The organism is Streptosporangium sp. NPDC020072 (assembly GCF_040631445.1).
In the GTDB taxonomy this organism is placed as follows: domain Bacteria; phylum Actinomycetota; class Actinomycetes; order Streptosporangiales; family Streptosporangiaceae; genus Streptosporangium.
In genome coordinates this window covers 342,013-360,688 of record NZ_JBEYAB010000009.1, presented here as the reverse complement: position 1 = coordinate 360,688, position 18,676 = coordinate 342,013, and the positions used below count along the sequence as shown (strand labels likewise).

The 18,676-nt window shown below is 61.2% G+C and carries 16 protein-coding genes and 3 tRNA genes; 17 read left to right on the top strand and 2 right to left on the bottom strand.

The features are described from left to right. Positions 1-89 precede the first annotated feature (89 nt). Together ABZ470_RS23740 and ABZ470_RS23735 are read right to left on the bottom strand one after the other, a co-directional pair. Positions 90-290, bottom strand: coding sequence for a helix-turn-helix transcriptional regulator (locus ABZ470_RS23740; protein WP_362913885.1), 201 nt, complete (start codon positions 288-290; stop codon positions 90-92). Between the two features lie 47 nt (positions 291-337). Beyond that, positions 338-853: a YkgJ family cysteine cluster protein gene (locus ABZ470_RS23735; RefSeq protein WP_362913883.1), complete on the bottom strand. Its 516-nt coding sequence runs from the start codon at positions 851-853 to the stop codon at positions 338-340. 356 nt (positions 854-1,209) lie between these two features. On the opposite strand from ABZ470_RS23735, the gene ABZ470_RS23730 reads away from it, so the two are divergent. The 17 genes from ABZ470_RS23730 (at position 1,210) to ABZ470_RS23650 (ending at position 18,674) form a co-directional block, all read left to right on the top strand. Further along, on the top strand, positions 1,210-3,063 hold the full coding sequence (locus ABZ470_RS23730; protein ID WP_362913881.1) for a hypothetical protein: 1,854 nt from the start codon (positions 1,210-1,212) through the stop codon (positions 3,061-3,063). Beyond that, the gene (locus ABZ470_RS23725) at positions 3,060-4,838 is read left to right on the top strand and encodes a hypothetical protein (protein WP_362913879.1); all 1,779 of its coding nucleotides are present in this window, start codon (positions 3,060-3,062) and stop codon (positions 4,836-4,838) included. Before ABZ470_RS23730 ends, ABZ470_RS23725 begins: the two co-directional genes overlap by 4 nt. A 174-nt stretch (positions 4,839-5,012) precedes the next feature. Next, a complete protein-coding gene (locus ABZ470_RS23720) occupies positions 5,013-5,420 on the top strand; it encodes a hypothetical protein (protein WP_362913877.1) in 408 nt (135 codons plus the stop codon). Between the two features lie 560 nt (positions 5,421-5,980). Then, the gene (locus tag ABZ470_RS23715; RefSeq protein ID WP_362913875.1) at positions 5,981-6,139 is read left to right on the top strand and encodes a hypothetical protein; all 159 of its coding nucleotides are present in this window, start codon (positions 5,981-5,983) and stop codon (positions 6,137-6,139) included. Then, complete coding sequence (locus ABZ470_RS23710; protein WP_362913873.1) at positions 6,139-10,731, top strand: hypothetical protein; 4,593 nt, start codon at positions 6,139-6,141, stop codon at positions 10,729-10,731. The genes ABZ470_RS23715 and ABZ470_RS23710 overlap by 1 nt, the downstream gene beginning before the upstream one ends. Next, positions 10,715-11,785: a hypothetical protein gene (locus tag ABZ470_RS23705; protein WP_362913871.1), complete on the top strand. Its 1,071-nt coding sequence runs from the start codon at positions 10,715-10,717 to the stop codon at positions 11,783-11,785. The genes ABZ470_RS23710 and ABZ470_RS23705 overlap by 17 nt, the downstream gene beginning before the upstream one ends. A gap of 98 nt (positions 11,786-11,883) precedes the next feature. Continuing rightward, complete coding sequence (locus ABZ470_RS23700) at positions 11,884-12,423, top strand: C40 family peptidase (protein WP_362913869.1); 540 nt, start codon at positions 11,884-11,886, stop codon at positions 12,421-12,423. Further along, on the top strand, positions 12,423-13,295 hold the full coding sequence (locus tag ABZ470_RS23695) for a hypothetical protein (protein WP_362913867.1): 873 nt from the start codon (positions 12,423-12,425) through the stop codon (positions 13,293-13,295). The genes ABZ470_RS23700 and ABZ470_RS23695 overlap by 1 nt, the downstream gene beginning before the upstream one ends. Then, on the top strand, positions 13,295-14,374 hold the full coding sequence (locus ABZ470_RS23690; protein WP_362913865.1) for a hypothetical protein: 1,080 nt from the start codon (positions 13,295-13,297) through the stop codon (positions 14,372-14,374). Before ABZ470_RS23695 ends, ABZ470_RS23690 begins: the two co-directional genes overlap by 1 nt. 7 nt (positions 14,375-14,381) lie before the next feature. Further along, positions 14,382-14,693 (top strand): hypothetical protein, encoded by a 312-nt coding sequence (locus ABZ470_RS23685; protein WP_362913863.1) that lies wholly within the window; start codon positions 14,382-14,384, stop codon positions 14,691-14,693. Positions 14,694-14,767: 74 nt separating this feature from the next. Then, entirely contained in the window at positions 14,768-15,943 is a 1,176-nt protein-coding gene (locus ABZ470_RS23680; protein ID WP_362913861.1) for a helix-turn-helix transcriptional regulator, read from the top strand. Positions 15,944-16,022: 79 nt separating this feature from the next. After that, on the top strand, positions 16,023-16,460 hold the full coding sequence (locus tag ABZ470_RS23675; protein WP_362913859.1) for a hypothetical protein: 438 nt from the start codon (positions 16,023-16,025) through the stop codon (positions 16,458-16,460). Between the two features lie 348 nt (positions 16,461-16,808). Then, positions 16,809-16,879 (top strand) — tRNA-Pro (locus tag ABZ470_RS23670). Positions 16,880-17,154: 275 nt separating this feature from the next. After that, complete coding sequence (locus tag ABZ470_RS23665) at positions 17,155-17,337, top strand: helix-turn-helix domain-containing protein (RefSeq protein ID WP_362913968.1); 183 nt, start codon at positions 17,155-17,157, stop codon at positions 17,335-17,337. A 54-nt stretch (positions 17,338-17,391) separates the two neighbouring features. Next, a tRNA-Asn gene (locus ABZ470_RS23660) sits at positions 17,392-17,466 on the top strand. Between the two features lie 481 nt (positions 17,467-17,947). Further along, positions 17,948-18,019, top strand: a tRNA-Gln gene (locus ABZ470_RS23655). A gap of 124 nt (positions 18,020-18,143) precedes the next feature. Next, complete coding sequence (locus ABZ470_RS23650; protein ID WP_362913857.1) at positions 18,144-18,674, top strand: hypothetical protein; 531 nt, start codon at positions 18,144-18,146, stop codon at positions 18,672-18,674. Positions 18,675-18,676 lie beyond the last annotated feature (2 nt).

Here is an 18,676-nt window from a genome sequence, read left to right as displayed (position 1 = left end):
TAGGCCCTTTAGATGACAATGGCACGGACAGCCTTTGAGGGGCTGCCGTGCCTAATGAATAGTCAGAGTCCCTGAGTTTCTTCCCCGGCCTACGGCTCCCGAGGAGCCTTGAGGGGCACCAGCCGGACGACCGGCTTATAGCCCAGCCCGGCCGCCACGTCCTCTAGGTAGCTCAGGCTCGGGGCTCTGGACAGGGTCTCGATCGCTTCCACGCCGCTTTCTGACCGCCCGGCGCGGTCGGCTAGCTCTACGCGCGTGAGTCCCTGGCGGACGCGGAGGTCCTTCAGCATGTGGGCGACTTGCAGCTCCAGCTGTTTGAGTGCCCTGCGCCGCTTTGTCATTGCTTCCCCCAGTCCACCCGATGCCGGATCATCGAGGGGTGCTGCCTCACCCCGTACTCCCGGAGTCGATCGCGGGTCTCGGGATCCTGGAGCCAAGCCCCCACGACCTCCAGAGGTATGGGCCGCTCCGCGGTGCCAAGCTTGAGAGCCGCGTCCAACAGCTGGCGGGATTCCGCGTACGTCAGATACTTCCCGGCGAGGGGCCTGCAGCCATGAGGACAAGGGCGGTCGTTGTCTGCGTAGTACACGCGGCAGATCATCGGGCGCACGTCGTACGCTCCGCACTGACCATCGCTCGTAAGGGCGGGGCAGGTATAGCCCCGGTCGGCCCGCTCGTCGAGTGCATCCTGTAGGCGGGGAATCCGAAATCCCCGCTGGCGCATTCTGCGCTGCTCTACCGGACCTAAATCGATCACGGTACAGCTGTCCGAGCAAAGCCCTTTGCAGGCTATCGGTGGCACTTTCGCGTAAAGCGCTTCCAGCTCAGCCTCTAGGGCTGCACGTCTCGTCATTGAGACTCCTCTTATGCAATTCACCCTTGATGAGGTCATGGCATCTACGGCCTCGCAATGGGCGCTTTCACTTATAGAGAGCCCACCGGGTCACGGAAATCGGCCGCGAGGGGTCCCCGGTGGGCTCTCGGGATTTCCTGTCAGAGCCAGCCTTCCCCCAGGATCGGCCTTCCGATGGAAATCCCCAGTCGCATCCTGCGGCGGATACGGCTGGTCTTTGGTGTGGAGCTGGGCGGCCGGGCCGTGTGCCCACGGCCTTCCTGGGGTCCCCAGGGCTCCGCCCAGCTCCACTCAGGGAGCGCAACATCGGGTGTGAGGGTTACCCCGGTGAAGCAAGACAAAACCTACACATACGGATGACTAGAAATCAAGCCACCTACCGCCCTGGAATATCAGAGGCTAAGCGGCTCGCCCTGACGGCGATCCGCGAGGGCAAGTCCTGGGCTGCCGCGATGGCAAGTGTGGGCAGGTCAGAGCGGTCCTATGAGAACTGGATCAGGACTGACCCCGCCTTCCGGGCGGAGCTTGACCTGATCCGTACGACCCTCCACAACAAGGCGGGTTTGGTTGACAAGCCCAAGATCACCTTTGAGGAATTCCGCAAGCGGTACCTGCGGAGCACGACCTTCCCCCACCAGTTGAACCTGGTGGACGTGATCGAGGGGAGGGGACCCAGGTGGCTGCACCCCTCGATGCGCTACGAGGCGGCCGACCCACAGTTCGTCCTGATCAACATTCCGCCGGATCATGCAAAAACCGTCACGATCTCCATTGATTACGCGACGTACCTGATTTGCACTCAGCCCCAAGAGCGCATTGTTTTGGTGTCGAAAACTCAAGAGCTTGCTAAGCAAATGCTCTGGGCAATCAAGCAGAGATTGACGCATCCGAATTACCGAGACCTCCAGGCCGACTACGGGCCGGCAGAGGGTTTCGACAGTGGCGACGCGATTTGGCAGCAGACGCAAATCTATCTGCCCTCAGACCTTCGCGACCCTGACGAGAAAGACCCGACCGTGCAATGCATCGGCCTGGGCGGTCAGATCTACGGCGTGCGCTCCACGCTCATTCTCATTGATGACGCGGTGCTCTTGAGCAACGCGAATCAGTACGAATCCCAGTTGCGTTGGCTACAACAGGACGTGATCTCGCGTGTCGGCGACACTGGTCGTGTCGTCGTCATCGGAACGCGCGTGGACTCGGTTGACCTTTACCGGGAGCTGCGCTCCGCGGAGCGGTATGAGGACGGCAGAAGCCCGTGGACGTACCTCTCTATGCCCGCGCTCCTGGAGGGCGCGGACGACTCCCGGGACTGGGTGACTCTGTGGCCTCGCTCTGACCGGCCCTGGCCAGGAAGCAAAGACGGCTGCGACGCAGACGGCATGTATCCCCGATGGGATGGACCTCGCCTCGCGCGCCGACGCTCGGTCATGGATCCCCGGACGTGGAGCCTCGTCTACCAACAGCAGGACGTCAGTAGTGACGCGATCTTCTCCCCGAAGGATGTCCGCGCCTGCGTCAACGGCAGGCGGACGGTTGGTCTCCTGTCTGGGGCCAACGAGAACCACGGCCGCCCGGAAGGCATGCAGGGACTCAGCGTCATCTGCGCCATGGATCCGGCGATGGCTGGCGAGACTGCCACGGTCGCCTACGCCGTCGATCCCCGGACCCTCAAGCGCTGGGTCCTGGAGGCGCACCGCATGCGGGCGCCGTCGCCCCAGGCGATCAGGGACCTGATCACGGCCTGGACCATCAAGTATGAGCCGACGTGTTGGGTCATCGAGAAGAACGCTTTCCAGATCTATCTGACGAGAGATGAACACGTGCGGGGCTTCCTAGCCTCGCGCGGGATTCCCCTCCTGGAGCACTACACGGGAACCAACAAGCTAGACCCTGACTTTGGGGTTGCTAGCCTCGCTCCGCTTTTCACGGAGCGGATGATTGAGCTTCCCAGCTCCCACAACTCTGAGGGTATCAAGGCCCTCATTGAGCAATTGATCACCTGGCGCCCGGGGGCGAAGGGGAAAGATCTCGTGCAGGACTTGCCCATGGCCTTGTGGTTCGCCGAGATCAAGGCGCGAGAGATCGTCGATTCCCGGACCATGAGAGCCAACTCTCATACCAATACGAAGTATGTTCCGCGCTACCGGCGCGGGCGGCAGACGGTTGTCAGGATTGACGACTACTTGCATGACCAGATGAGCGCATGACGCATCCACATCAAGGGATCTTTGATAAGGTCCGCAACCTCCGCACTTCCGCCACCGAGCGGGATGCCGCCGATCGTCGTATCTACGATGTGCGCAATGGGCGCATTGAGGATGTCTTCCCCGGGATGTTTTCCGAGGACTTCCCGAAGCCGATCATCGCGAATTTCGTGGATATTGCCGCGCGATCCGTCGCGGAGTCCCTAGCCCCACTGCCGGCCTTCAATGCTAGCGCCACCAATATGGTTTCTGATCAGGCCCGGTCGCGGGCCGACAAGAAGACCAAGGGCATGTGGCACTACATTGAGCGGAGCAACCTGCAGACGCAGATGTACTCCGGTGCCGACTACTACGCCTCATATGGTCGGATGCCCATTCTGGTGGAGCCAGATTTCGCGTCGAGGGTTCCGCGGTTCCTGATCCTGGATCCCCGGAATAGCTATCCTGAGGTCGATCGGTGGGGTAAGTGCCGGTCATACAGTCGGGTCTTCAGGAAGACCATCGCGGAGCTGTGCGCGGAGTATCCGGAGCACGCTCAGCGGATCGCCGGACCATACGAAAAGCCCTATTCACAAAGCATGGTGGAAGCCGTCCTCTACATGGACGACTCATGCACCATGCTTTATCTCCCCGACCGCAAGGATTGCGTCCTCGCCTACGCTGAGAACTCCCTCGGTGAGTGCCCCGTCAGGATTGCTCGTCGCCCCGGCCTCGTTGAAGGCCGGGGGCAATACGATGACATTCTTTGGACGCAGGTAGCCCGAAACCGGTTTGCGAATCTGGCGATGGCTGCTGCTGAGGCAGCCACCGAGGCGCCTCTAGCTGTCCCTTATGACGTGCAAGAGGTTGCTCTCGGACCCCTCGCGCTCATCCGGTCAAGCACCCCGGAGAAAATCCGGAGGGTCGGAACCGAGCTTCCGCAGGCGGCTTTCGCCGAATCTCAACTCCTGGAGCAGGAGCTAAGGATCGGCGCCCGTTTCCCGGAGTCGCGCTCCGGAAATGTCGATGCAAGCATCATCACTGGTCAAGGCGTACGCGCTCTAGAGGGCGGATTTGATAGCCAGATTCGTGCTGCACAAGACGTTTTTGTAGACACTCTCGGACAGGCCATGGAGCTTGCTCTCCGAATGGATGAGCACTACTGGCCTGACGTAGAGCGCTCAATCCGCGGGCAGCAAGACGGCGTTCCTTATGAGATCAAGTGGAAGCCTTCCCGCGACATCGCCGGGGACTACTCCTGTGACGTCTCCTACGGCTTCTCTGTGGGCCTGGACCCTAACCGAAGCCTGGTCTTCATCCTGCAGCTTCTGGGCGCCCAGCTCATCAGTAAAGACCTGGCACGCAGGCAGTTCCCTTTTGGAATCAACACAACCCAAGAGGAGCAGCGGATCGAGATTGAAGGCCTGCGGGAGGCCCTCCTCGCTTCCGTGTCGGGCTATGCCCAGTCAATTCCCATGCTGGCCCAGTCGGGAATGGACCCCTCCGAGGCCGTTAATCGCATGGCGGCGATCGTCAAGGGGCGGCAGAAGGGCAAGGCCCTGGAGGATGTCATTGCATCCGCTTTCGCGCCACCCAAACCCCCGCCCGGGGAAGTGCCGACCGGTTCTGAGCAGCTCCCCCTAGCTCCCGGTGGAATGGCTGCCCCGGGCGGGCCTCAAATGCCCGCAGGAATGCCGCCTGGCGGTGGTGGATTCGATGTGTTGTCGATGCTGGCCGGCCTCAATTCAGGCGGATCACCGACGACGAATGTCAACGTGAAGAGAGAAATTCCCATCTAATGAAGATCGGTAGATATTGGAAGTCGGCCATTGCGCTTCTAGGCGCAATGGCTATGGCTGCTGAGGGCGTTGTGTCCGACTCGGTGATCACTCCTGAGGAATGGGTCAAGGTCGCGCTCGCACTCGTCACCGCCGTAGGCGTGTATTTCGTACGGAACGAGCCGGGAGCGGCAAGTGGTCAGTGACCTTTCCTGGCGATTTCAGTACCACCCTGCCGCCACCGAAGATGTCGCGCTAGCGCACTCCCGCGTGCGGCAGAAGTGCTTTGATGTCGCCCTCTTTGCCGAGGCTGTCATCCCGGACAGCCGGGAAAGGTCTCTCGGAATCACCAAGCTCGAAGAGGCGATGTTTTGGCTCAACGCCGCAATCGCCCGAAAGGATGCAAACATGAATAACAAGGTTCCAACCAAGTCCCTGCAGGGCTCTTGCGCCCCCGCCTATGAGCAGCCTGTAAAGGTCCAGGCCTCCATGCCTGGCGACACGGGCAATGGGGTCTATGGCCATGAGACCCGACTGAATATCACTGAAGAGACCGGGGGCACCCGGGGCGATGCCGCCTGGGTGCGCACTCCGAGGCACTAATGAGTCTGGACGAGGAAGAGGGCGAGTCCGCGGAGATCACCCCCCGGCGATTCTCCTGGATCACCATTCCCACTCTGGCCGTAGAGCTACTGGGGAACGTGGCAGGCGCCGTGTCTGACGCATGCGCGGCGGGGGCGTGCGTTCTCGTCGCCCACATGAATTACGTAGAACAGCAGCGAGCCTTTCATGAGGCTGCCGCACGCGAGATTGAAACGATTACCAGATAGATGGCCAATGGTCACGGCGGATACCGCAAGCCCTCAAAGCCTGCCCCTGTCAGCGCCCCCGGGAGACTATCCAGGCGGACGGATGGCGGCCCCGGGCAGAAGGTCCGGCAGCTGCCGGACGCGGGCTATGGCGAGCAGGCAGCCTTTGAGGCTGCCCAGTCCGGCGCGGCCATGGAGCTGTCTACCCCTGCCCCTGGTGGTGGAGCTGCTGGCGCGATCCCCCCGGGGGCGATGCCGCCTGCACTGCCCGTAGAGGTCACTCCTTTCGGCGCTCCGTCTGCCAGGCCTGGCGAGCCGGTCACGTCCGGCGCCGCCTTGGGGCCTGGCCTAGGCATGGATGCCTTGGGACTGCCGAGCGAGGCAGACCTGTATCGCGAGGACAAGCAGCGCCTTGCCGCGTATTTGCCGGTCCTGGAATTCTTGGCGAACCGCCCCAACGCCATGCCGAGCCTTCGTGCCTACGTGCGCAAAATCAAGGCGGTGATTTCCTGATGCAGTGGTATGAGCGATTCGGCCTGGCGGCTTCCGCCCTCGGGGATGCTGCCAGTTCTTTCTGGGATCTCATCCAGGACAGTGACGACAAGACCGCGGGCGAAGTCCTTGGTACTGCTCTGCTGGTCCCCATCCATTTGGGAAATGCTGCTTTCCAGACTGTAGCCGGACCCGTGCAGGGTGTCATTGAGCCGATCGGCGCTGCCGCCGAATGGGCGAATGACACAATCACCTACCTTCCGCGCACCTATCAGACGGCGATCAATCTTTCGCGCTCGCCTACCTGGCAAGCGCAGCAGGGCCTTACTCCCGGACATGAATCTGAGTATTCGGCTTTCATTGACCCTGACACGTGGGCGAAGGCATGGGAGAAGGCCAGGACCACGAGTCTTGGTCAGAGCATCACTTTCGCCATGGGGTATGGCCCGGGAACTCCGGGCAATTTCCGTACCGACATCCTCGACCTTAAGGCCGTTGAGGAGATCAAGGATGACCCGCTTTTCAATGTGGTCTCCGGATTTCAGGATGGCCTGGTGGCCTGGTATGCCGACCCTATCGCGGGAGTCGGCAAGGGCGTTAAGGCATTCAATCGTGTGCAGAATGTTTTCCAGGCGGGATCGAGAGTCTCTGACCCCTGGCTTGAGCGGCAGCTTTTCAAGCTGCCGAAGGTCGGGCAGAAGGAAATTGACCCTGACAGGCTGGCCAACAGCGACGCAACCAAAGAATTCCTAGCATGGGCGTCTGGCCGGTCAGCCCGGCAGATCCGGCGCCATCCGCTGATTGAGCGGATGTCTCGCCCGGATGACGCTGCAGGCATCCTCTCTGGCCTTCTGGACAGGCAGGATGCGGAGACCGCCGCCAAGGTGCTGGCGGTCGGCTGGGGGTCAGAGAACGCCTTCAGGGAGCTTTTGCGTACGAATGTTAGTTTGGCCAATCGGATCCAGGACCTCCGGGAGGGAAGTAACCGACTCCTGGATATGGAGCTGGCTCTCCGGGACGCGAATAGCGAATTCGTGGGGTTCCGTGGAAGCCGTGTACGGGATCAGATCGGCTCCCTAAATCCCGCCAAGGACGACTATCACGAGCGACTCCGCAAGCTGCTGATCGTCCACGACGACGACACCAAGAAGCTCCTTGAGGCTGCCGTTGGCGATGTGTCTGGGGCGTCCGGCATGTGGGGAGCCGCAGTAGACCAGGTTCCCCGTGCTCGACTCAATCGTAAGGCCAATCGGAATCTAGCTTACGACACGGGAGATTGGGCGACTTACTACCAGTCCACAGCTTTCGCCCCTCCGCAAAAGCTGATTCTCCCGAAATTCCTCGGCACCCCCATCAAGGTCATCACCGGCTTCCCCTTCAAGGTCGCCCAGGGCTTCACGAACAAAAGGCCACCGTCCTGGATCGACCCTAACCGACCTGATTCTTCGGCTGGTTTTAGTGCCTACCTCCGGCATGCCGGCGTGTTCGACGAGACCAAGGCAAACCACTATCTGTCTCGATACCTTGAGGCGGTAGACATCCAGGGTAGGCGCCGAGTCGTCGAGACTGCCGAGAGGGATGCCATTGCCGAGCTGGGCAGGCGTGCGGGCCTGTCCGCGGACTACTCCGATTTGCTCGCCCTGAAGTCAATGACCGCCAGGAATTCCGCCCTGGCTGCCGCCAAGAGCGGCAAGCGGGACGGCATTTACGGCATGGATGGGGACGGGAATGAGATCCGCTGGCCGATCCTGGAGACGCAGGAAATCAATAGCTTTCCGCTCCTCGATCTCCAGGCCTACAAGCGGATTTTTGAGCACCACGGGACGGCACTCAAGGCTTTCGAACTGAGTGGGCCACGCCTCGCCCAGGCGGCTGACGACGCCTGGGATGTCTTCTCCGGTCTATGGTCGGCCACGACCCTGCTCCGTCCTGGCTACTTGATCAGGAACCTGAGCGACTCGGCTCTCCGGATCATGGCCTCTATGGGAGCCATGACCCTTCTAGGGCACGTCGCCCAGGGCGCCCGCGCGGGCATCCTGGCCAACGCCGCAACCAGGACGTCAAACGCCGTCATGCGTGCAAAGACTGCTGCCGGGGCTGCTGGCGATATCGCCGGGTGGATGATCGGCGGCCGGACACGGGCGGAACTGGAGCAGTCTCTCCGCTCTCGCGTCGACCAGCTGGGCAGGGACCTGGGGAGCGTGCGCACACAGTCGGCCCTGGGAGTCGTCTATAAGGGCGTCCAGTACGAAAGCCCATATTTCGGCAAGGCTGAGTCCTATCAACAGCTGGTTGGCAGCTCCATGGAGAGCATCGCCAGAACCCGGGATGAGATGCTCTCCAGTCTCCGCAACCACTATGCCCAGTGGGATGTGGTGCAGCCCGACGACCCCGACCACCTAGAGGCGTGGGTCCGCGCGATCCATCACCAGATCGGGAAGAGTGCGATCGGGCGCCGCTTCTTGCATGGGGGTTCGGCTGATGATGTCCTGCGATGGCTGACCCGTGGCGATGGGTCTGCCCTACTGCGCCGGATCGGCGGTCGGGACACAGACCCTCGGGAGGTGGTCGGCCACGCCCAGGCGGTCATCGATCTGATTGTGCCCCTCGTCCCCGGTCCTGATCCGCTCCTCCTGCGCCGGGCCGCGCTTGACGGCACGGTAGACCGAGAGCTTCTGGAGCAGCTTTTCCCCGACGTCTCGAAGCGCCCCCAAGTGCATGGCCCAACCATCGATGTCAATCTGCAAGAGGGTCCTCTGCCCCGGGTCCTCGACGGAATTACGGCCTCTGCTTTTAAGTGGATCGCCCAACTCCCCGAGGATAAGCTGATCCGCCACCCGACGTTCAGGTCACTGATGGTCGGCAATATCAAGCGCCTCCATGACAACCTGGAAAGCCAGCTAGGGCATCCTCATCTCACGGCCGAGCAGGTCTCTCGCATCCAGCATGCCGCACGGGAGCAGGCTCTACAGCAGCTTAAGGGGCTGCTGTATGACGGCACCACCAAGAGTAATATCGCTCACCGCTTCCGGATGCTGTCGGCATTCTTCTCCGCGTGGGAGGACTCGCTGACCAAGTGGACCAGGCTCATCAAGATGGACCCGTCCATCCTGGTCAATGGCGGAAAGCTGTGGATGGCTCCGAATGAGATGGGGCTAGGCGCCACCGTCGATCCGAATACGGGTCAGCGCGTTCCGCGGCTCCAGGTCTTGAAGTATGACGAGAAGGGCGCTCTTAAGCCAGCGCCGTCCACCTGGAACATTTTCGATATGAATGACGAATCATTCATCGAGGCTCGCCTCCCGGAGTGGCTGGCGAAGCACCTTCCAGGGAATCCTGGGGATGCCGTCCGGGTCTCCAAGGCGTCATTGAACTTGGTCTTGCAGGGCAACGAGTGGTGGCTTCCCGGCGCGGGGCCGGTCACTCAATTCTCCGCCTCGAAACTGGCGATGGAGCATCCGACGCTCATGACGGATGTCTATAAATGGGCTATCCCTTATGGTCCGGAGACTGACGTCGCCATGGCGCTTTTGCCTGCGTGGGCAAAGCGCTTGTGGCAGGCGGACGCCAATGTGGCGGACTCCGGCTATGCGTCGGCCATGGTGATGATTGCCCAGAATATGGAAATGGAGTCTCGGCTTCACGGCCGGACCCGCCCATCTGATGCGGATTTCTACCGGGAAGCCCAGGCGAGGACTGACGCATTTTTCAAGCTGCGATCGTGGGTGAATTTCTTTTCCCCTGTCGGCATGCAGTTCGTCAGCCCGTATCAATTCTACATTGACCAGTATCGGGAGCTGCGGCAGCGCGATCCCGAGACGGCCGATGACGAGTTTCTGAGTCGCTACGGCAATGACTTCTACTTGTTCACGACGAGCCTGAGCAAGAACAACTTGGGCTTGCCTGCATCGCGGGAAGTCTGGGACAAGTCGCAGAAGATGCGAGATCTGATCGCTGATGATCCGGAGCTGGCGGCTATCCGCCTAGGCCGGGTCGCCGATGCGAGTTTCGATCAGTACGTCTACGCGAGCCAGTTTCAGCAAAGAGTCCAAGAGGGGTCCTCCAAAACGGTGCGCGAGAGACGCGATCCGATGGAGGCCCTGAAGGAGAATCAGCGGAATCTGGGCTGGCAGCAATACACCCAATACATGGACGCGGTTGACGGTATTCAGTTCGACCCCGGGCAGGATCCGGAGTTCATCGATTTCCTGCGAAGCTTTATCGGCAAGACTCTTGCCGCAGGCAACCCCGAGTTCGCCAAGGATTATTTCGCAACCGACATGGAGCGGATCCCCAACCGGATCGCGAAATTCCAGAAGCTGGTGACGGACAAGCGGGAGCTTCAGAAGCCGGAGATTCGCCAGTTGGCCAAATACCTGTACGCCCGGGACCAATTCCTTGCTGTGCTGCAGCAACGCAAGGGGGCAGGCGGGGCAAGCACTCTGACGGCTAAAGCCAATCAGGACCTTGCCGCTCAGTGGAAGCTCACCCAGCTAAAGCTGGCCGAGGAAGACACCCAATTTGGCCGGATCTTCTGGCGGTATCTCTCGAACGAGAGGCTACAGCTTTCCGCACTATCCACATTGGAGACTAATAATGGCTTGGTGGGATAGCCTCGACGTCAATTTCAAGGTCTTCCTTGAGAATCTCTTCGAGGCGGATCCCCAGACAGGACTAGGGGACCAGCAGGATTCACGGTATGCATCCGGGGATCTTCCCCCGAATGCCTTCGTCGCGACTGATCCAAAGCTTCCGAAGGTCGTCGCCTCGGTGGCGGCCGACGCCACCAAGACAGTGAAGAAGGGCCTGGCCTCGCCTCCCTCTGCTGTGGCGCCAGTGACAGCGACGCCGACTCCTTCTCCCTCACCGTCAACCAGCTCCCCGGCGAAAACGACCCCAGAACAGGCGGTCGCGAAGATGGCGGAGCAGGCTAAGGCGTTGTTCGCTGCCCAGCAGAAACCGCAAGCGCCACAGGGTATCACCGACCAGTCGCCGGTCTGGATCCCCAAGTGGGAGGTCTACAAGGGTCAGCAGGACATCGGCAAAGGCCGATTCCTGCCCACCACGGTCGGCGCAGCTCTGGAGGATTTCCAGACCTGGAATGACAAAAAGCTGAGGGCCTTCTCCGAAAAGCTGGTGAGGGCAGGTGTTCTCGATGAGCCGACAATCAATCACGAGAAGCTAGAGCCTTTCTGGGAATCCTTGGTCGGTCGCAGCGCTAAAATGTACGCTGCGGGCCGCAAGATGAATCCCTGGGACATCCTCTCTCGGCTTTCTGCGGAGGGCGGAGGCGCGACTACAGGGCCGCGTACGGTCACCTCTACCAGCACGCAATACACGGTGACAAGCGCCCTGACGGCTAAGCAGCTGGCGCATGCCGCTTTGTCGCAAAGACTGGGCAGGGACGCCACTGATGCGGAGGTAGTCGAATTCACCAAGGCTCTGGCTGCTGCGGAGAAGAAAAACCCGACCACAACCACGACGACGACGACGACGGATCAGAAGGCCGGTACTCAAACGTCCAATTCTACGACGCATGAGGGCCTTGATCCGAAGGGCTTCGCGATGGACTACGGTCTCACCCACAACAAAGAGGAAGCGGCAGCTTTTCAAGCTGCCGGGTTTTATATGCCTGCCTTTTTTGAGGCGCTGGGAGCGCCGATCTAATGCCCTGGCCTCCTACCGGCTGGATGGAGCCTCTCCTCTCCCTGAGAGAGCAGGTTTCCGCCCCTGTCGCGCCTGGCGCTGCTGCGGACACAAGCGCCGTGCAAGCCGTCGCCCCGCCTGTCGCGCCGACCAGCGCGCCGACCGATCCGCAGACAGGCCTGGTCGCTCCGGGCGTTATGGCCCCGACCCTCGATGAGATCGACGTCGAGTTCGACACCCTTCCCCAGAAGGGGGAGGAGAAGCTCCAGGCGCCTGTGGGGTCGAGCAAAAAACGGGATCTCGTGATCCAGTACGCCCGCGAAAAGCTGGGCATGTGGTACGTGTGGGGTGGCGAGTCGGATGCCGAAGGCGGTTACGACTGCTCGGGCTTGCTCTATTACGCTTTCCGAAAGGCAGGAATTGACATCCCGCGCGTATCCATGGCGCAGGCCGACAGAGGCCGGCGGGTGCCTTTGAACAAGCTTCGTCCCGGGGACTTGGTCGCATGGGAAAACAATCCTGCTCAGCGGGGAGCGGACCATATCGCTCTATACATCGGCAATGGGATGATCCTCGAAGCTCCGAAGACCGGCCTAAAAATTAGAATCCGCAAACTGGGCGCCAGTGAGGGCGCCTGGGGTGTCGCCCTGGACTATTAATGCCTCCCAAGAAAGGCTCTCCTGAGAAGGATTGGGCCGAATACTACGGCTGGGCCGTGGCCCTGCTCAAATCCGATCCGTCTCTGGCGAAGCTTTTCCAGGACGCGATCAAGCAGAACTACACACGCGAACGCTTCGTGGCCGAGTTGAGAAAGACGAAGTGGTACCAGAAGAACGGGGAAAGCGCTCGTCAAACTCTGGCGCTGAAATACAGCGATCCTGAGACGTGGCGTCAACGGGTGCGGACGATCTATCAGAACATTCTGTCCCTTGCCGGGACCATGGGCGTCAAGGCCAATTGGCAAACCATGTGGGATATGGCGGAAGACGCGCTGATGTTTGGCTGGGACAATGCAAAGCTGCGTTCTACCTTGGCCGGATACCTCAAGGCCGGAAAAGGCTATGGCGGGGAAGCCAAGCAATCAGAAGACCAGCTCAGGCAGTACGCCTACAGCATGGGGATCCGAATCGACGAGTCAGCCATAGGAGGCTGGCTCAAGGGCATCCTCGGTGGCACGCGGACCATTGAAGACTACAAGGGCTATATCCAGAAAATGGCCTTGAGCGCCTTCCCTTCGCTAGCCGACCAGATCAAGGGCGGCCTTTCCGTCCGAGACATCGCCTCTCCGTACACGGAAGCGATGGCGCGCATTCTGGAAATCAACGGCGGGGACCTGGACCTGTTTGACTCGCAGATCCGCAAGGCCATGACGAACGTCAACCAGCAGACCGGGAAGTCCGAACTAAAGCCCCTCTGGCAGTTTGAGGAGGAGCTGAAGAAGGATCCGCGGTGGCTGAAGACGAACAATGCCAGAGAGTCCCTCAATGGCGTAGCGCATAACATCCTGAAGGATTGGGGGTTCGCGTACTAATGCCGTACGTATACGATCCCTACAATTTCTCTTACGTCTGGTATGCGGAGGGCACGAAGCCCCCGAAGCTGAGCCAGAAGGGGCAGGAATATATCCCGGGCATGACGGATGCCTATGTGGAGATGTTCCCCAACCAGCCCTATTCGCAGCAATTCCCGCAGGGCACCAAGGGCAACTCTACTGGGCTTGATCCTGACGTCGCTCCGGTGGCTTCTAGCTCGTCCTCTTCGGCCTCCTCGCCCTCCAATTCCTCTGCCAACCAGAATGCCCAGCGAGACGCCTACGAGTATCTCAAGCGCCTCTTTGACGGCTACGGCCTGGGGAGCCTCGCCCCGAAGATCCTTGATTACATCCAGCAGGGGTATGGGGCGGACACGATCTCCCTCATGCTGCAGGACACGCAGGAGTACAAGGCCCGATTCGCGGGCAACGAAAAGCGCCGCGCGGCAGGCCTGCCTGTCCTGTCCCCCGCCGAGTATCTCGCGGTGGAGCGCAGCTATCGGCAGATCCTAGAGTCTAATGGGATGCCGAGAGGCTTCTACGATTCACAATCCGACTTCACGGACTGGATCGCCTCGGACGTATCTCCGGCAGAGCTGCAGTCCCGAGTGGAGATCGCGGCCGACGCGGTATCCAACTCCGATCAAAATTACCTGTCTTCCCTGCGGGATTACGGTCTAGGGCAAGGTGACCTGATCGCCGCTGTCCTTGATAGGCAGCGCGCTTTGCCTGCCTTGCAGAAGACGGTGAAGGAAGCCAGGATTGGCGCTGAAGCCCGCCGAAATGGACTGGCTCTCAGTGAGCAGAGGGCAGGATATTTCGCCGATCTCGGCGTTTCTCAGGATCAAGCCCGCGGAGCCTATCAGGCCATCGGAGAGGCACTGCCGGCCGCCGAAAATCTCGGTCGCATCTACGGCGAATCTTTCGGCCAGACAGACCTGGAGGACGAACTTCTCGGCGGGTCGGGCCTGGCGTCGGCAAAACGAAAGCGGCTCGTCACGCGGGAAGCGGGCGCTTTTGGCGGTTCGTCCGCCGTTGGCCAGAAATCCCTGGCGATCAAGTCTCGCGGAGAGTTTTAGGATTTAGATGTCATCTCACGTTTCTAGCGTCAACAAGAAGACCGGCAATGTGACCGGCGCCGATGTGCTCGGTGCCGTCTCCGAGGCCGGCACTTCCGCCCGTATGGGTGTAGCCACCCTGGTGGGTGGCACGGTCACGGTGTCCAACACAGCTGTCACGGCCAACACCAGGATTTTCGTCACCTCTCAGACGTCCGGCGCCGCAGCTGGCGCCGTGCGGGTGTCGGCAAGGGTCGCGGGGACAAGCTTCACGCTCACCTCCTCGTCTGGCACGGACACGTCCCAGGTGGCTTGGCTCATGGTGGAGCCTGCCGCCTGATCTCTTGATCGGCCGGAAGCCGTTCACTTCTGGTGGGTAGCCTGAAATCACAGGAATAGTGAAGGCGGACCACCATGGCGAACGAGGACACTCCAGCGATAAGGATTGCCCAGGCGCGGAAGCACCGGGGGCTCACACAGGAGGGCCTGGCGCTGAAAATCAACGTCAGCCGCTCCTTGCTCGCCCACGTCGAGCGGGGAGCCAAGCCCGCCTCTCAGGCCTTGATCGGCGCCGTCGCCCGTGTATGCGGCGTGGATGTGGCCTGGCTCCAGGGCCAGCCATACGAGCCTCTCGACGGGCTTATCCCTCCTCTGCGGAGGGCGCTCTCCCACCCCAGCATCCTGCCCCCACCGGATGTGCCTCCCAGGCCTCTGCCCACTCTGGTGGTGGAGCTGCGCCGTCTACAAAGGATGCAGGAGGACACCGATCACACCGCCCTGGGTGCGGCTCTCCCCTCCGTGCTAGAGGAGCTGGTCGCCACAGCTACCGAGATCGGCACTCCCCAGGGGTACAGAGCCCTGAACCATGGCTACGCCATTGCGGCCTCCCTGGCGAGGCGCCTGGGATACTTCGACCTCGCCCAGGTCGCGCTGGATAGGGCATCCTGGGCAGCAGATCGCGCCGACAATCCCGACATCCCCGGCCTCGTGGTGCTGGGACAGTCACTTCTGATGCTGACCGTTGGATCGAGTGACATCGCCTTGAACATCCTGCGTCCGGCCATAGCGCGCGTGGATACCTCCACCCCTGAAGGGCTCTCTGTTCTGGGTGCGCTGCGCCTGCGGGCCGCCATCGCGGCGGCCAGGATGGGTCACGCCGGGGAGGCCTGGGAGCACCATGGGATTGCCACCGAGGCCGCGGAGCGGGTGACGCAGGTTCTCCGGCGCGATCCTTACGGGGCTGAAGTCACGCCCGCGAACACCGCCATCCACGGCTGTGCAGTAGCCACGGAGCTGGGTGACCCCGACGAGGCGATCCGCCGGGATTCCGGCCTCGTGCTCCCTCAGCACCTCTACGCGGAGCGCCGCGCACATCACGACCTGGACATGTCCAGGGCTCTGCTGCTGGCTGGGTCCTATCAGAAAGCGGCATCCCGCTTGGTGAGGGCTGGGGAAATTGCTCCCCAAATGACCCGATTCCATCCGGCGGCGATGGAGACACATCGACACATTAGGCACCATTTGCGTCGAGACAATCCGACGCTTCGGCGCCTGGATCGCATCATGGGAGAGGGCGCCGCGAGAATGTGACCGAAGTGTGCACACCGTCAGCATCGCCAGTCCCTACCGTCTCTCTTGCGCAATGAGATGGACGGCGAAGGGATGAGCGATGCTGGCGGAGGCGATTGAAAAGCTGTCAGTCGAGAGCCAGGAGAAGGCTCTGACGGGCCTCCAGCACACGCTGGTCTTGGCCGGGGCGGGAAGGATCAGCCGAGTCACCCTTGTTTCCAGGGTGGGACTGGCTTTCTCCTCCACCGGGGAGCGGCAGCCCCTCCAGGACACCGACACTGAGCAGCTCGCCGACGTCGTGCCCGCCCAGCCCAGTGGGGACCGGCCCCGAATCATCGCGCCCCCTGCCGCCCCCCTTCCCCCGGAACTGTGGGTCTATCGCTACGAACGGCTAATCGCCACGGTGACAGTCGGGGATCACTCAGGATCTTATTTGATCTCTATCCCGATACCCCTTGGCGATCCACGCCGGGACAGGATCCAGATCGAACGCAAGGCCCCTCGGGCGGTGGACGCGATCCTGAGGATCCCCGAGTGACCAAGCGCCCTCAATCCCAGGTTCGGACCGAGCAATGCCCCGGCCTCACGGCCCACCCGCCGCCCTTCCCTCAGAAGGATTTCCGGCGGCTGGATTGGCAGCAGCCCTTTCCGGCTGGCGCCAAAGAGCGTGTAGCTAATTACACGTGCTATTGCGGTTCTCCGGTATACGAGCTAATCGAAGCCGGTGGCGCTGCCTTCGTCAGGCGGACCACCCGCCTCGATGGCATCAAGGTCACTCATGAGACCTCCCGTGGGACACATTCCGAGATGCGGCAGCTCTGGTCGGACATCATGGCCGGGAGGGCGAAATAAAGACCACGCCCCGCCTCGGGGGGCGGGGCGTGCAGTGGACGTAGGTTAATGGTAAATCGACTGGTTTGGGACCAGGCGTTGGAGGTTCGATTCCTCCCGTCCGCACGGATGAGGCGTCAACCTGCGTTCGAGGTTTTTGATTTCACTTGGCCTCGTAACGTTTAAGGTGCTTGGCTGGCCTTGGCTTTTTGGCTTTCTTTCTGCTTTGGCCGAGTCTTCGCATCCCTTTACTTGCGGAAAACGGCACCTGCGCCTCATCTCTACCCATTTAGGGCTCATGACAGAAGGCCTCTCCGTTCACGGAGAGGCCTTCTCGCTGGGGAGGTTCTATGTCGGAGTCGGGTGCGGAGATCGTAGCCGTCAAGCGGAACGGTATCTTCATCACCGAGGCCGGGACGGCTGAGCGGCTGCTGACCTCCAGGGAGGTCGGCCAGATCTTCGGCGTGGACGCCAAGACCGTCACCCGATGGGCGAGGGACGGACGCATTCCCTCGGTAAGGACCCCCAGCAATCAACGCCGCTACCGGGAGAGCGACATCAGGGCAATTCTCGCTCCAGAATGACATGCCCCATAAACGAGAAGACCCCCCGAAGAGAGGTCTTCTTCGCCTATTCAATGGCCATTAGCTCAGCTGGCAGAGCGCCGGACTGTTAATCCGCGGGCGCAGGTTCGACTCCTGCATGGCCAGCCACAAAAAACAGAGGGCCTCCTTGCGGTCACCATATACCCTAATCGGCTGGCTCCTACGGAGGCCCTCTGCGGCAGTTCTTGCGTACCCCCCTAGGGTCCACAAGCAATAGTAGTTTACTGGAATTTAGTCGCCTTCGCCCCGATTTTCCAGGGCAACTTTCCCTGCATCTGTGATGACGACTCGCTCTCCGAACAGCGGGGAGTGAGCGTCATTCGCCCAGTGCCCGCTGCTGCCAATCCACCACCATTTCATCTGGCCTGACAGGCCACTCCTCGGGAGGGATCGGCGCCTTTCCGGTGGCATCCCTATAAGCCTCGTCCACGCAGCAGGACCCGCAGATCAAGACGTTCCTCTTGACGGTGAGCCGGGATCCCCCAGGAGGCCCGTTCTCTTTGTAAGCGCCCGCGCATCGGGGGCATCTGGTGTCGGTCACGCCCGACACCGTAGCCGCTTAGGCCCGGCGAGTCCATCAATTCGCCAATCCCTGTTCGTCCAATCGGCAGGACGCCGGACTTTGGATCCGGCAACGAAGGTTCGATTCCTTCGCAGGGAGCCCATAGACAGATCAACCGGCCCTGTCATGCGTATCTAGTCCGGTAGCAGGAGCCAGCCAAAGCCCCCCCATGCAATGGCTGTGGCCCGCGCAAACCATGATTACTAATGGGAGTAGGAAGTAAATGAGTGAGTACGACTGGGACGACTTTGAGTCTGAGGACGAGGAGACCGAAGAGGGTGGGCGCACCGATGCGCAGCCGTCCGGCGTCAAGTCCCTGCCTAAGCATCTGCGTCAGCTGATCGTTAAGGCTGCAGCCGAAAAGAAGGCTGCTCTTAAGCGTGCTGACGAGGCAGAAGCCCAGCTCAGGAAGAACACCATTGAGGGCGTTTTGAGTTCCCGGAACGTGCCCGCCAAGGTCGCGAGGTTGATTCCGGCAGATGTCGCAGCGACGCCCGAGGGCGTCTCTGAGTGGCTGCAGGAGTATGGCGATGTATTCGGCGTCTCCGCCGAGAACGCTTCTCAGAATGCGTCTCAGGGCGCTACAGGCCACATGCCGGCCGATGCCGACAATGCCGCCCTTGCCCGTATGCAAAACACTGCGGCGACGGGCGCCCAATCACAGGGCGCCCAGACGGATCTGCAGATGAGGCTTAACGATCCAAGCCTGACTTTTGAGCAGCTCCAGGCCCTTATCAGGGGGGAGACTGCATGACC

Bases quoted from the DNA above. Each gene is read 5' to 3' on its own strand.
- ABZ470_RS23740 (WP_362913885.1), bottom strand. From the start codon at position 290: ATGCTGAAGGACCTCCGCGTCCGCCAGGGACTCACGCGCGTAGAGCTA.
- ABZ470_RS23735 (WP_362913883.1), bottom strand. From the start codon at position 853: ATGACGAGACGTGCAGCCCTAGAGGCTGAGCTGGAAGCGCTTTACGCG.
- ABZ470_RS23730 (WP_362913881.1), top strand. From the start codon at position 1,210: ATGACTAGAAATCAAGCCACCTACCGCCCTGGAATATCAGAGGCTAAG.
- ABZ470_RS23725 (WP_362913879.1), top strand. From the start codon at position 3,060: ATGACGCATCCACATCAAGGGATCTTTGATAAGGTCCGCAACCTCCGC.
- ABZ470_RS23715 (WP_362913875.1), top strand. From the start codon at position 5,981: ATGGATGCCTTGGGACTGCCGAGCGAGGCAGACCTGTATCGCGAGGAC.
- ABZ470_RS23710 (WP_362913873.1), top strand. From the start codon at position 6,139: ATGCAGTGGTATGAGCGATTCGGCCTGGCGGCTTCCGCCCTCGGGGAT.
- ABZ470_RS23705 (WP_362913871.1), top strand. From the start codon at position 10,715: ATGGCTTGGTGGGATAGCCTCGACGTCAATTTCAAGGTCTTCCTTGAG.
- ABZ470_RS23695 (WP_362913867.1), top strand. From the start codon at position 12,423: ATGCCTCCCAAGAAAGGCTCTCCTGAGAAGGATTGGGCCGAATACTAC.
- ABZ470_RS23690 (WP_362913865.1), top strand. From the start codon at position 13,295: ATGCCGTACGTATACGATCCCTACAATTTCTCTTACGTCTGGTATGCG.
- ABZ470_RS23685 (WP_362913863.1), top strand. From the start codon at position 14,382: ATGTCATCTCACGTTTCTAGCGTCAACAAGAAGACCGGCAATGTGACC.
- ABZ470_RS23680 (WP_362913861.1), top strand. From the start codon at position 14,768: ATGGCGAACGAGGACACTCCAGCGATAAGGATTGCCCAGGCGCGGAAG.
- ABZ470_RS23675 (WP_362913859.1), top strand. From the start codon at position 16,023: ATGCTGGCGGAGGCGATTGAAAAGCTGTCAGTCGAGAGCCAGGAGAAG.
- ABZ470_RS23650 (WP_362913857.1), top strand. From the start codon at position 18,144: ATGAGTGAGTACGACTGGGACGACTTTGAGTCTGAGGACGAGGAGACC.